This window comes from Bacteroides faecalis (genome assembly GCF_003865075.1).
Taxonomy (GTDB): Bacteria; Bacteroidota; Bacteroidia; order Bacteroidales; family Bacteroidaceae; genus Bacteroides; species Bacteroides faecalis.
Window position 1 is genome coordinate 46,341 of the sequence record NZ_BHWB01000017.1, and the last position, 14,267, is coordinate 60,607.

Genomic DNA, 14,267 nt, shown 5'->3' on the forward strand with positions numbered 1-14,267 from the left:
TCAATAAGAGTTTTAAGCCCGGAATTTTACAACACAAACTCCCCACCAGCGAATATTTCATAAATAAAGATTCAAAATTCAGAATTAAAAGAATTATCTTTGCAGACACTAACAACCCCTTTAAACACAATATGGCATTTACGAATAATATTATGATTGTCCGGCACAAATTGCTGGCTGAACTTGTAAGGCTCTGGAAAACTGACCAGTTAGTGGAAAAAATCGATCGTCTTCCTATTGAACTGAGTCCGCGCAAATCGAAACCAATGGGACGCTGCTGTGTACACAAAGAACGTGCAGTTTGGAAATATAAAACATTCCCACTAATGGGATTCGACATGACGGATGAACATGACGAACTAACTCCACTCTCTGATTATGCAAAAATGGCATTGAACCGTCCGGAACCAGTCAAGGAAAATATCATGTGCGTTATTGATGAGGCCTGCTCTTCTTGTGTACAGATCAATTATGAAATAAGCAATCTTTGTCGCGGATGTGTAGCTCGTAGTTGCTATATCAACTGTCCGAAAGATGCGATACGCTTCAAGAAAAACGGGCAAGCAATGATTGATCACGATACTTGTATCAGTTGTGGCATCTGCCATAAGAGTTGTCCTTATCATGCAATTGTATATATCCCTGTTCCCTGCGAAGAAGCTTGTCCCGTAAAAGCGATCAGCAAAGACGAACATGGCATTGAACATATTGACGAAAGTAAATGTATCTACTGCGGAAAATGTATGAATGCATGTCCGTTCGGTGCTATCTTCGAAATCTCACAAACGTTTGATGTATTGCAACGTATCCGTAAAGGTGAGAAGATGGTAGCTATCATTGCTCCATCTATTCTCGGCCAGTTCCATACTTCCATCGATCGGGTATACGGAGCTTTCAAGGAAATAGGATTTACTGATATTATTGAAGTGGCCGAAGGGGCAATGATGACCACTAGTAACGAAGCACATGAATTATTGGAAAAACTGGAAGAAGGACAGTCATTTATGACTACTTCGTGCTGCCCATCATACATTGAACTAGTAGAAAAACATATTCCCGGCATGAAACCTTATGTTTCAAGCACCAGTTCGCCCATGTACTATGCAGCGAGAATTGCTAAAGAAAAATATCCGGATGCAAAAATCGTATTCGTCGGTCCTTGTGTTGCCAAAAGAAAAGAAGTACGCCGCGATGAAGCCGTAGATTTTATCCTCACTTTTGAAGAGGTTGGTTCGATTCTTGACGGACTGGATATTCAGTTGGAAGAAGTTCAAGCGTTCTCTGTCGTTCAGACTTCTGTTCGTGAGGCGCATGGCTTTGCTCAGGCTGGTGGTGTAATGGGAGCAGTCAAGGCGTATCTGAAAGAGGAAGCAGATAAGATCAATGCAATTCAGATTTCAGATATCAACAAGAAACATATTGCAGTACTTCGTGGTGCTGCCAAGACAGGAAAGATAGCCGGACAATTTGTGGAAGTGATGGCGTGCGAAGGTGGATGTATCACCGGTCCTAGCACACATAATGACATTGTTTCGGGACGTCGCCAGTTGGCACAAGAGTTGCTCAAGCGGAAAGAAAGCTATGAGACAATGGATCGATAAATTAAGACAGAAAAAAACTCTCCAACCGGAAGAATTTCGACAGTTACTAACTAAATGTGACGCGGAAACTCTGCGTCACATCAATAAGCAGGCACAAGAGGTCAGCCTACAGCATTTCAGCAACAAAATTTATATCCGCGGGCTGATTGAAGTCAGCAATTGTTGCCGGAATAACTGTTTCTATTGCGGTATCCGAAAAGGAAATCCTCATATTAAACGTTATCGATTGAGTATGGAAAGCATACTTGATTGCTGTAAAGAAGGATATGCACTTGGATTCCGGACCTTCGTGCTGCAAGGTGGAGAAGATCCCGGTTTGACAGATGAGCGGATAGAAACCATTGTAGCGGCGATCCGAAAACAGTATCCCGATTGTGCCATCACCTTATCGCTCGGTGAAAAACCGTATGAAGCCTACCAACGTTTCTTCCAAGCAGGGGCAAACCGGTATCTTTTACGGCATGAGACTTATGATGAAATTCATTACAGTCAATTACATCCTGCTGAAATGTCTTGTAAACATCGGCTACAATGTTTGCGGGATTTAAAAGAAATCGGTTATCAAACCGGAACAGGAATCATGGTCGGCAGTCCGGGACAGACGGTAGAACATCTTATACAGGATATTTTATTCATCGAAAAGTTATGTCCGGAAATGATCGGTATCGGACCTTTCCTGCCACATCATGATACACCTTTTGCACAATTTCCAAATGGAACAGTGGAACAAACATTGCTTTTATTGTCTATCTTCCGACTTATGCACCCTTCAGCACTGATTCCAGCAACGACAGCGCTTGCCACTCTTGCTCCCGACGGACGGGAAAGAGGTATCTTAGCAGGTGCTAATGTAGTCATGCCCAACCTATCGCCACGCGAAGAACGGGAAAAATATGAGTTATACAACAACAAGGCTTCTCTGGGAGCTGAATCGGCCGAAGGATTAATACTCTTGCAAAAACAATTGCAATCCATCGGCTATGAAATTTCGACTGACAGAGGAGACTTCAACGTGAGAGGTTGAGAAACGAGAGTTGAAAATTTAAATAGAAAATTATGATATACCAAGCAGATTCATCAAAAGCAGAAGAGTTTATCAACCACGAAGAAATTCTGGCAACTTTGGAATATGCACAGGCTAATAAAAATAACCGCGTTTTGATAGAGCAACTTATCGAAAAAGCTGCTCTCTACAAAGGACTGACTCACAAGGAGGCAGCTTTACTATTGGAGTGTGATCAGCCTGACCTAATAGAAAGAATTTTTCATCTTGCCAAAGAAATCAAACAAAAGTTTTATGGCAATCGTATTGTGATGTTTGCCCCACTTTATTTGTCTAATTATTGTGTCAATGGTTGCGTCTATTGTCCGTATCATGCTAAGAATAAAACAATTGCCCGTAAAAAACTAACGCAAGAGGAAATCTGCAAAGAAGTAATCGCGCTACAGGATATGGGACATAAACGTCTGGCACTTGAAGCTGGAGAACATCCCTCATTAAATCCGATAGAATATATTCTGGAATCCATTCAAACGATTTACAGCATCAAGCATAAAAACGGGGCAATCCGACGGGTTAATGTGAATATCGCCGCTACTACGGTAGAAAATTACCGCCGTCTGAAAGAAGCGGGAATCGGCACGTATATTCTATTCCAGGAAACCTACCACAAAGAAAACTATGAAAATCTCCATCCCACCGGTCCGAAAAGCAATTACGCTTACCATACGGAGGCAATGGATCGTGCCATGGAAGGAGGAATCGACGATGTAGGAATGGGAGTACTTTTTGGTCTAAATACGTTCCGATATGATTTTGTAGGATTGCTAATGCACGCCGAACATTTGGAAGCCCGATTCGGAGTTGGTCCGCATACTATCAGCGTGCCCCGTATTTGTTCGGCAGATGATATAAATGCGGAAGATTTTCCTAATGCTATCTCTGACGAGATATTCAGTAAAATCGTAGCTGTCATCCGAATTGCTGTTCCTTATACGGGAATGATAATCTCAACTCGTGAATCACAAGAATCTCGTAGAAAGGTGCTGGAACTAGGAATTTCACAGATAAGTGGCGGTTCCCGTACCAGTGTCGGCGGATATGCAGAAACAGAACTTCCGACAAATAATTCAGCTCAGTTCGATGTAAGTGATACCCGGTCATTGGATGAGGTAGTAAATTGGTTACTCAAACTGGGATATATTCCTAGTTTCTGTACTGCCTGTTATCGGGAAGGACGAACCGGAGACCGTTTTATGTCATTGGTCAAATCCGGTCAGATAGCTAATTGCTGCGGACCAAATGCTTTAATGACTCTGAAAGAATATCTGGAAGATTATGCCTCAGAAGATACTCGAAAGAAAGGAGTTTCTTTGATTCAGAAGGAAACGGAAGGAATACCGAACCCTAAGATCAGAGAAATAGCAATTAGGAACTTAAAAGAGATAGCTGAAGGCAAAAGGGATTTTCGATTCTAAATAATAAAATGTAGTTTTGTAGCAATAATAAATTTCATATCCATCCTAAATTATGAGTTTATCAGATACTCCAAATGCCAACCGGTTACATATAACTCTCTTCGGGAAACGTAATAGCGGAAAATCATCGCTCATTAACGCATTGACAGGACAAGAGGTAGCTCTTGTCTCCGACACTCCGGGTACTACGACTGATCCTGTATCGAAAGCAATGGAAATTCAGGGAATAGGTCCTTGTTTATTTATCGATACACCAGGATTTGATGATGAAGGGGAATTGGGAAAGATGCGCATTGAAAAAACAAAAAAGGCAATAGAGAAAACAGATATCGCTATTATGATTTGTGGAGGTGACGCTACAGAAGAAGAACCAGAGCTAAAAGAGGAACTCTATTGGTATGAACAACTGAAAGAAAAGAACATTCCGATTATTTTTCTAATCAACAAAACGGATATTCGGAAAACGACAAAATCTCTTGCCAAACGTATAAGAGAGCTTTTAGGAAATAACCCTATTTTAGTCAGCACCAAAGAATGGACGGGTATCGAACAGATTCGTCCGGCTATTCTTGAGAAGCTACCTACAGAGTTTGAAGAGCAAAGTATCACTGGTAAACTTGTGACTGAAAACGATCTTGTATTACTTGTTATGCCTCAAGACATTCAGGCTCCCAAAGGCAGACTGATCTTGCCACAAGTACAAACGATCCGTGAATTACTGGACAAGAAGTGCCTCGTTGTGACATGTACTACCGACAAACTGGCGGAAACATTAAAAGTACTTACCCGTCCTCCCAAATTAATTATTACGGACTCACAAGTTTTCAAAACAGTTTATGAACAGAAGCCGGAAGAGAGTAAACTCACATCCTTTTCCATTCTTTTTGCCGGTTATAAGGGAGATATCCATTTCTATATCGAAAGTGCTGCCGTTATTGAAAGTCTGACAGAAGCATCACGTGTGTTAATAGCCGAAGCATGTACCCATGCTCCACTTTCCGAGGATATAGGAAGAGTAAAACTCCCACGATTATTGCGAAAAAGAATTGGTGAGAAGTTATCCATCGATATTGTTTCGGGCACTGACTTTCCGGAGAATTTAACTCCATATTCGTTAGTCATACATTGCGGAGCTTGCATGTTCAACCGCAAGTATGTACTCAACCGTATTGAACGCGCCCGAGAACAAAAGATACCTATGACAAATTATGGAGTAGCTATCGCTTTTTTAAACGGAATATTGGAACACATCGAATACTAATACTTATTAAAATACACTGCACATGAAAAAGAAAGGAATGATTTTAGCCATTTTTCTGGCAACCGGCGTTATTCTCCAAGCACAGGACAGATTGACGCAATACCAAGTTCGTAATGCAATTGATGTACGTACTCCTATTATGAACGACAGTATCAATCCTAAAGGAGAAAAATATGCAACTAAAATGTTACTTCAGACTCCGGTAGTATTGGAGTTGCCCGATGCACCTATGCAAACGCTAGCTGTAGACACCGCTGGATTTCTGAAATTAACGAAAGCGGAGAAAGACAGTAAAATCTATTTAGTCAAGACTCAAATTAGAGCAGAGCGCTTTGTTAAAGGTAAGCTGAAAGTCACTTCTCCTGTACGCTGGGAAGCTTTTATTGACGGAGTTTCTAAACACAAAAAAGAAAATGCCGAAGATAGCATCACTTCTGCCTCTTCCCATGAGATTGCTATCAATCTGGAACCGGAACGAGATTACGAAATTACATTCAAACTTCTTTCTACTTCCGAAGATAAAGCTATACCTACGTTAAAAAGTGAATTTATAAAAGACAAGCAATTCAAAGATATCGCCTGCACTTTGGACCCGAATGCCAAAAAACGTTTTGCTCTTGACAATACGGTCTACGGAAACAAGGTTATTGCCGTATCTATCTCTCCCAGTGGAAAATATCTATTAACCCGTTATTGGAACAACCACTCTGCCAAACGTTCGCGCATCTATTGCGAACTCACTGAACTGAAAACCGGAAAAGTTATTTTAGAAAATGTAAAGGATGGCATGCGCTGGATGCCGAAAAGCGATAAGTTGTATTACACTGCTACTGCTTCTAGCGGAAATGATGTACTTACATTCGATCCTGCTACATTACAGGAAGAAACAATTCTGAAAGGAATTCCCGAACAGAATTTCACTTGGTCGCCTACTGAGGAGTATCTTATCTATTATCCTTACGAGGAAGGAGAAAAGGAAGCAGGGAATTTACGCCGTATTGTCAGCCCAGCAGACCGCATCCCAAATACTCGTGGACGCAGTTTCCTTGCTAAGTATAATATAACCGATGGAGTTTCCGAACGTTTAACTTATGGCAATCACAGTACCTATTTACAAGATATTTCTCCAGACGGTAGATATCTGATATACAGTACTTCAAAGGAGAACATCACCCAACGTCCTTACTCACTGTCTTCTCTTTATCTCGTTGATTTGGAAACATTGAAAGTAGATACTCTTTTCCACGAAGAACGATTTCTGGGAGGAGCCAATTATTCTCCGGATGGGAAAAAACTATTGCTGACTGCAAGTCCCGAAGCTTTTGGGGGAATTGGAAAGAATTGTGGCGATCATCCTATTGCCAATGATTACGACACTCAGGCATTTATTATGGATTTGGCTACCCGTAAGATAGAGCCGATCACCAAAAATTTCAATCCTACCGTCAGTCTTTTGCAATGGAATCGAGGAGATGGATGTATCTACTTCAACACGGATGATGGTGACTGCAAAAACATTTACCGCTATTCTCCCAAAAACAATAACTTTGAAAAGTTGAATTTAGAAACAGATGTTACCGGGTCTTTCACTTTAGCAGAAAACAATCCATGGATAGCTGCTTATATCGGTCAATCGGATCATAATGCAGGCGTTGCCTACCTATATGATATGAAAAAGAAAACGTCCCGATTGTTGGCAGATCCGATGAAACCAATTCTGGAAAAAATTGAATTAGGAAAAACTGAACCTTGGAACTTTACAGCTTCGGACGGAACAGTAATCACAGGAAAAATGTGTTTACCCCCCAATTTTGATCCGAATAAGAAATATCCGATGATTGTATATTATTACGGTGGAACGACTCCTACAACCCGCGGTATCAGTAGTCCGTATTGTGCACAGTTATTTGCCTCGAGAGATTATGTAGTATATGTTATCCAACCTAGCGGCACAATCGGTTTCGGACAGGAGTTTTCTGCACGTCACGTCAATGCCTGGGGAAAGCGTACTGCCGATGATATAATTGAAGGTACAAAGCAATTCTGTAAAGAACATCCGTTTGTGGACAAGAAACGAATCGGATGTATTGGTGCTTCTTATGGTGGATTTATGACTCAGTATTTGCAGACTCAAACAGACATTTTTGCTGCCGCTGTATCACACGCAGGTATCAGCAATGTAACCAGTTATTGGGGAGAAGGTTATTGGGGCTATGGATATAATTCTATTGCTGCCGCTGATAGCTATCCATGGAATAATTCCGAACTGTTTACCAAACAAGGTTCTCTGTTCAATGCAGACAAAATCAACACTCCATTGCTGCTATTGCATGGAACTGTCGATACGAATGTACCTATCGGTGAAAGTATTCAGCTTTTCAATGCTCTCAAAATATTAGGTAAAACAGTAGAATTTATCACCGTAGATGGAGAGAACCACTTTATTTCGGATTACGACAAACGCATCAAATGGCATAATTCTATCATGGCTTGGTTTGCACGATGGCTGCAAGAACGACCGGAATGGTGGAATGAAATGTATCCGGAACGACATTTATAAAAAATATAGGAGGTATGCAAAATAGTTCTTAGCATACCTCCTATTCTTTACAGATTCGTTACAGAAAGATATTTTATTTGCGCAAAATAGCAGTCAGTTCTTCTGCTGAAACAAGACTTTGTTCTCCTGTTTCCATATTCTTAAGCATAACTTTACCTTCATTCATCTCATTCTCTCCAACGATAGCAACAAAAGGAATATTTTTAGCATTTGCATAGCTCATCTGCTTTTTCATCTTAGCTGCATCCGGGAATATTTCAGCACGTATACCTACTGTACGAACTTTAGCTAATATTCCGATAGCAAACGCTGCTTCTTTCTCACCAAAATTCACAAACAATACTTCCGTACTATTTACTGCTTCTTTCGGATACAGTTCCAACTGATTCAACACGTCAAAAATACGATCGGCACCAAAAGAAATACCAACACCGGAAACACCGGACATCCCGAATACTCCTGTCAAATTATCATAACGGCCTCCACCCGTAATACTGCCAATCTGTACATCCAATGCTTTCACTTCAAAGATGGCACCTGTATAATAGTTCAGTCCGCGAGCCAATGTCAAATCCAACTCTATTTCATTCTTCAATCCCATTGTTTCCAAAGTATTCAGAATGAATTCACTTTCTTCCACTCCTTTCATTCCTACTTCGCTTGCAGCTAATAGATTTTTCAAAGTAGCGAGCTTTTCAGCATTGGTTCCACTCAATAGAATAATCGGTTGTAACTTAGCAATCGCTTCATCACTGATTCCTTTTTCTTTCAGTTCGGCATTCACATTCTCCAAACCGATCTTATCTAATTTATCGATTGCAACTGTAATATCTATTATCTTATCAGCTTCGCCAATAATCTCTGCAATCCCAGAAAGTATTTTGCGGTTATTGATTTTAATGCATACGCGAATCCCAAACCGGCTGAACACCGTATCTACAATCTGCATTAACTCAACCTCATTCAGTAATGAATCGCTACCTACTACATCAGCGTCACACTGATAGAATTCACGATAACGTCCCTTCTGTGGACGATCTGCTCTCCAAACCGGTTGAATCTGATAACGTTTGAACGGGAAAGTGATTTCATCACGATGCATCACCACATAACGAGCAAAAGGCACAGTCAAGTCATAACGAAGTCCTTTTTCACAGAACTTGCTTGCCAGTTTAGTAGCATTACGACTCAACAGTTCTTCGTCAGTAATCCCGGAAAAATAATCACCTGAATTCTGAATCTTAAAAAGAAGCTTATCCCCTTCATCACCGTATTTACCCATCAATGTAGAAAGCATCTCCATCGCAGGAGTCTCTATCTGCTGGAAACCATACAGATGATATACATCACGAATTATATTGAATATATAGTTACGCTTCGCCATTTCTACCGGCGAAAAGTCACGAGTTCCTTTAGGAATACTTGGTTTTGCTGCCATAATATTACTGTTTATAGTTTTAATTGCGCAAATTTACAGCAAATTATTGAAAATCTCGACTAACTAAAACTTTAAATAAACTCACTTTTATAAATAAAAATAAGGTAGATGAAATAAGCATTAGAATATTTGTTCTTATCACAATAAATGACGAACTTTGTAGCGAAATATATTCTACTTTAAACTATAAGTGCATGAACAAACGACATCTCCTCCATCAAATTATTATTTGCTTTTTGCTTTTCACTGGACATATTCTTCAAGTACAAAGCCAAATTCAGAATAATTACACTGACAAACTCATTAAATTAGGTTCTAATGATTCTTTCTTTGAAATATGGAAACTACATAATGATTCTGCCGCTTATTTTGAACCTAGTATGAGATTTTATGCGCAAATGTGTATCGGCAACGCATTCAACCGCCCAGAATTACTTATTAAAAGTATCGACTCATTGTACACATATTATGCTTCTGAAGATTATCCTCCTAAATATAAATACTTAAAAGCTAAAGCCCTTTTTGAACTAGGAAAATATAATGAATTGGCAGTCTATTGCAAAAGCATTGAAAAAGATTCTCTTTCCCAGACGGGGCCTGAATTTGCCTGGATAGAATCTGTAGCCCGTCAATTAGACGGGACACCTGATAGTAGAATAGATTTTAATAAAGAAATTTGCACGATCCCGATTCCGCAGGACTTTCCGCTTCGAATACCTGTTCAGATAAATGACATTGAAATACCGAATGTCATTATCGATACAGGAGCACCATTTACCTTTCTCTCTTATGCTACAGCAGAAAAGTGCAATGTTCACATGCTAAGAGATACAGTTATTGTTGGCAGTTATTTGGGAGATATAAAAGCCGTTACTGGAATAATAGATAAAATGCAAGTAGGAAACATTGTATATCACAATATCAATGTTCAAATAGCATCTCCACAAGCTCCGGATTACTTTTCTCAAAGTAACACTTTGGGAATGCAGGAATTAATGAAATTATCATCCATCGAATTTTCACCGGGCAAAGTCACTTTTAGGAAAAACGCTCAAAAGAAAGTTCTTCAACCGAATGTATGTTTCAGAGACGGACATCCCTATATCCAACATCTAAACAATAATAAGAAGGAAGAATATATGTTTGATACAGGATATGACAGCAATCTTATTTATACAAATAACTCTATCCAGGAGAATTCTCTGGAATGGCACTCTATTCTTGAAAATCCTGTTCAGTTCCTTACCAGACAAGGACACAATGATATAGCAGGTACTTGTGAAGGGTTATTGGGATTCCCGTATACTTCAAGCTTTGAATCCTGTATTTTAGATCTTGATCAAATGACATTCAGTGGTAAAGGCTACCGGACGCACCCTCTTCATTATTCTATTTGTATTAATAACGGTGACTTTATCCGCTTGGATGCAAATCGTAAATGGTTTGAAGCAACAACAGATGAAAAGGGACGCTGGATCATCCGTATGTTTTTAGAATTTCTAAAAGAACGATCAGAAATATGTATTCAATATACAGATTCATTATTAACTAAGTATGAAAAGCAACTGGTAGAAGAAGGATCAAAAACTACAATTTTAAATATACGAGCCGCCGCTTTTGCAGCTATCGGAGATTATACATCAGCTATAAAAGTTACAAAGAGCTTTATAGAAACAGCTCCTGATCTAAAAGGAGGATTAAATAAATGTATTGCTTTAGAACCAATAGGAAAACCAAACATAGACTGGCACAGTTCTGAATCTATTCTCCCCGCAACTTTAACAGACAACGGATTATGTGTAAATGCTAAAATCAACAAAACAACATCTGAAGTTTACTTCTCACCCGATAAAAAAGAATGTCAGATTTCGTCAAAAGACGCGACTAAATATCAAATGAAGATCATTGAATTTGAAGACGATTCTATGACAAATAGAAAAATTGCTATTGCTGAAGAATTGATATTAGGAAATACGACTGTTCGTAATGTACAGTTTTTTATTAATGATGAAGTAGACAATATCTGTTTAGGCAACAATTTATTACGGCTAATTCCACAATATAGTATGGGAACTAATCAAATCACGTTATCCGATCAGACCATTAATACAGACAAAAAAGGAATCGAATATCCTCTACTAAATATACAAAACATCTTATGCTACTATCGCCCTACAAATAATGATGTAGAAAGCTTCGCTATTGGTAACACACTTCCCGGAATGCAAACAATTACCTTAAAAGAATTATTGGAACAAAATAAGAAAGTGACAATTAATATTCGAAATATGCACATACAACTCAAATAAATCAAGGCTTGCAGACACAAACACTCTCAACACAATACCATAATAAAATTTAAAGAGAGGCAAAAATCCGACAGTTACACCATTCTGTCATTCAAGGAGCTTAGCAGAGAATCTCTCCTTGTGATGTAGCAAGAGAGAGCCTTCGGCTCTACTTCCTTAGATGACAGAGCAAAGTGATAGTTCATTTTACTTTTGGCTCATTAAAAAAGTCAATTATTGATTCAGATATGTATTAATAAAACGATAATTGACCAGTACATTCCCGAAAATATTATTTGTTCGGAAACCTGAATAATGATCATCTTTCAATAAATGGTCTCCTATCCGCACATTATCAAAAAGGATATTGGTAAGCTTCTTTTGCGAAGTACCCTCTTTTTGCCAACCATAGAGCCAAATTTCGTTTGCAATAGAGCTTCCACTATTTTTCTCACAGGTAATATTACGAAAAATCACATTATCAATCCCTCCGCAATAACTTTGATTCCCTTGAATCGAGCCAAACCAAAAATCGTTTTTAAAGCCCATGCCAATCAATCTTTCGCACCTGTTTACTCGTATATCTTGAAATAGTATATTTTTAAAATAAGTACCTTGCAATGCACAAATATTCATAGCAGAACGTTCGTCAAGTTCCGTATGATGATGTGGGTCATCGTACGAATAGAGAATTTCACTATCCAGCAATTGTATGTTTTCATATACGGAAGCACGTGTTTCAGCTCCTATACCAAAGGCATTATTACAATCATTCCACAATTGCATCTTCCGGAATATCAGGTTTTTATTGGGAAGGCAATCAGCTGGAGCCTGCGTTTCCGGAGCCAGTCCTTTAATAGCTATGGCATCATCACAACTCCTCACAAATACATTGTCAAACTCACAATCCGAGCAATTAATAATATCAATGCCATCTGTACTCGCATACCGGGTAGTCAGTACTTTTATGTTTGAAAAATTAACATTTGAACTTTTTGACATTGTAGTACACCAGCATTGTGCCCTATGTCCATGAATAATAATGCCTTCTACATTACAACTTCCAAGAGAGTTATCTATCGAAAGTACAATCTCTGGTTTCGCATTCATCACCATACCACGCCCATAGATTTTCGCTCCTTTCCCGTTACTCACTCTTAACTGTCCTTCAAGTACAGCACCGCCGGAAACATATATCTTTTGATCTCCGGAAATCGAAAGTGTTCCATTCGGAAAATAATTAGCTAACTTATGAAAACCCGGTCCAAAATAGTAAAGTTTTTGTTTTGAATCATATGTATATCCGCTTGAATCAGAAACTAAAGGAGCTATCGAATCTATGCTATTACAAAACAAATGAAGTACATCTCCCTGATATTCCCCGTTTATCACAAATGTCAAGGGTTGATCAGTTTTCTTTAGCTTTAAAGAAATGCTATTAGCAGAAGATTGTTGTATATTTGTAAATATCGCGTTTCTAGGCAAAACCTCAAAAGAGTTGATCGAATCTTTAAAAGCTATTTCTATTTCAACTTCTTTTCCATTCTCAAAATCAAACGAAGCGAAAGTGACACATTTTCCCCAAACATTTTTATCTGTATAAAGTCCTATATAAGAATGATTAACAGAAACATTAAATGGTGAATGTTCCTCCAGATAAGGGTAATCTTTCGGAACCGAATACGTCCTGAAAACATTATTTGTATCTATAGAATCCTGTCCCTCTACATAACAACGATTCCACTTACTAAATGAATCTTGTGCATGAATACAATCCGGAAAGATTAATACGATGGATATGTATAATACATAAAAATGAAGATTCAGAGTTTTCATAATCTTAAATATTTCCTATAATACTCTCGATAAAACAATAAACGCCTCCATAGCAACTAAAAAAACTAAGGAGGCGCTTAATTATATCTTATAAAAGAAGTTTAGTTTCTTCTTCCCATTGCGATCATAACATAATAAATCAAAGTTGCCAATGAACCCAAAGCAGCTACTACATATGTATAAGCAGCTGAGCGAAGAGCATCTTCCGCCTGCGAATGATTATATGAATTAGTTATACCAGATGAATTCAACCAAACGAGTGCACGTTTACTTGCATTTATTTCCACCGGTAAAGTGATAAAACTAAATAACGTTGTCGTAGCAAACAAAATAATACCAATCCACAATAATTGAGGGAATGTATTTAACATCAAAATACCACCTAATAAAACCCATGTAACAATAGAAGACGAAAAATTCACAATCGGAACTAATGCACTACGCATCTTTAAGGGAGCATACATACGTGCGTGCTGAACAGCATGTCCGCATTCGTGTGCTGCCACTGCAGCAGCCATAATACTATTGCTCTCATATACTCCTTCACTCAAATTCACTGTCTTATTGGCAGGATTATAATGATCGGTCAATTGTCCGGGAGTATGTGTCACTTTTACATCATAAATTCCATTGTCGTGTAACATCTTCAAAGCCACATCACGACCTGTCATCCCGTTTCCGGTAGGTATCTTTGAATACTTCTTGAACTTGTTTTGCAAATTCATCTGTACTAGCCAGCTAACAACAGCAATTCCAATAAATAATACCCAAGGTGAAATCATACTTTATTCTTTTTAAAATTATT

General features: G+C 38.7%; 9 protein-coding genes. 6 read left to right on the forward strand and 3 right to left on the reverse strand.

What is annotated here, in order from left to right; translation table 11 throughout:
• The first annotated feature begins 131 nt into the window (after positions 1-131).
• Genes EJF25_RS20040 through EJF25_RS20060 form a run of 5 tightly spaced genes read left to right on the forward strand, consistent with a single transcriptional unit; the run spans position 132 to position 7,900 of the window.
• Positions 132-1,601 (forward strand): 4Fe-4S dicluster domain-containing protein, encoded by a 1,470-nt coding sequence (locus tag EJF25_RS20040; protein WP_125042439.1) that lies wholly within the window; start codon positions 132-134, stop codon positions 1,599-1,601.
• Positions 1,582-2,625 (forward strand): [FeFe] hydrogenase H-cluster radical SAM maturase HydE, encoded by a 1,044-nt coding sequence (hydE, locus tag EJF25_RS20045; protein ID WP_125042440.1) that lies wholly within the window; start codon positions 1,582-1,584, stop codon positions 2,623-2,625. The genes EJF25_RS20040 and hydE overlap by 20 nt, the downstream gene beginning before the upstream one ends.
• 32 nt (positions 2,626-2,657) lie before the next feature.
• Entirely contained in the window at positions 2,658-4,079 is a 1,422-nt protein-coding gene (gene hydG / locus EJF25_RS20050; protein ID WP_200832949.1) for a [FeFe] hydrogenase H-cluster radical SAM maturase HydG, read from the forward strand.
• A 52-nt stretch (positions 4,080-4,131) separates the two neighbouring features.
• On the forward strand, positions 4,132-5,340 hold the full coding sequence (gene hydF, locus EJF25_RS20055) for a [FeFe] hydrogenase H-cluster maturation GTPase HydF (protein WP_125042441.1): 1,209 nt from the start codon (positions 4,132-4,134) through the stop codon (positions 5,338-5,340).
• A 22-nt stretch (positions 5,341-5,362) separates the two neighbouring features.
• Positions 5,363-7,900, forward strand: coding sequence for an alpha/beta hydrolase family protein (locus EJF25_RS20060; RefSeq protein WP_200832950.1), 2,538 nt, complete (start codon positions 5,363-5,365; stop codon positions 7,898-7,900).
• Between the two features lie 73 nt (positions 7,901-7,973).
• Here the strand turns inward: EJF25_RS20060 and hisS are convergent, their stop codons facing one another.
• Positions 7,974-9,338, reverse strand: a complete 1,365-nt coding sequence (hisS, locus tag EJF25_RS20065) for a histidine--tRNA ligase (RefSeq protein ID WP_125042442.1) — start codon at positions 9,336-9,338, stop codon at positions 7,974-7,976.
• 194 nt (positions 9,339-9,532) lie between these two features.
• On the opposite strand from hisS, the gene EJF25_RS20070 reads away from it, so the two are divergent.
• Positions 9,533-11,647: a retropepsin-like aspartic protease gene (locus EJF25_RS20070; RefSeq protein WP_125042443.1), complete on the forward strand. Its 2,115-nt coding sequence runs from the start codon at positions 9,533-9,535 to the stop codon at positions 11,645-11,647.
• 213 nt (positions 11,648-11,860) lie between these two features.
• On the opposite strand, the gene EJF25_RS20075 is transcribed toward EJF25_RS20070, so the two are convergent.
• Positions 11,861-13,462 carry a glycosyl hydrolase family 28 protein gene (locus EJF25_RS20075; protein WP_125042444.1) on the reverse strand — a complete coding sequence of 534 codons (1,602 nt, stop codon included), beginning with the start codon at positions 13,460-13,462 and terminating at the stop codon, positions 11,861-11,863.
• Between the two features lie 101 nt (positions 13,463-13,563).
• Entirely contained in the window at positions 13,564-14,244 is a 681-nt protein-coding gene (locus EJF25_RS20080; RefSeq protein ID WP_125042445.1) for a zinc metallopeptidase, read from the reverse strand.
• Positions 14,245-14,267: the final 23 nt, after the last annotated feature.

Coding starts and splice junctions, on each gene's coding strand:
- EJF25_RS20060 (WP_200832950.1), top strand. CDS start 5,363: ATGAAAAAGAAAGGAATGATTTTAGCCATTTTTCTGGCAACCGGCGTT.
- EJF25_RS20040 (WP_125042439.1), top strand. CDS start 132: ATGGCATTTACGAATAATATTATGATTGTCCGGCACAAATTGCTGGCT.
- hydG (WP_200832949.1), top strand. CDS start 2,658: ATGATATACCAAGCAGATTCATCAAAAGCAGAAGAGTTTATCAACCAC.
- hydF (WP_125042441.1), top strand. CDS start 4,132: ATGAGTTTATCAGATACTCCAAATGCCAACCGGTTACATATAACTCTC.
- EJF25_RS20080 (WP_125042445.1), bottom strand. CDS start 14,244: ATGATTTCACCTTGGGTATTATTTATTGGAATTGCTGTTGTTAGCTGG.
- hydE (WP_125042440.1), top strand. CDS start 1,582: ATGAGACAATGGATCGATAAATTAAGACAGAAAAAAACTCTCCAACCG.
- hisS (WP_125042442.1), bottom strand. CDS start 9,338: ATGGCAGCAAAACCAAGTATTCCTAAAGGAACTCGTGACTTTTCGCCG.
- EJF25_RS20075 (WP_125042444.1), bottom strand. CDS start 13,462: ATGAAAACTCTGAATCTTCATTTTTATGTATTATACATATCCATCGTA.
- EJF25_RS20070 (WP_125042443.1), top strand. CDS start 9,533: ATGAACAAACGACATCTCCTCCATCAAATTATTATTTGCTTTTTGCTT.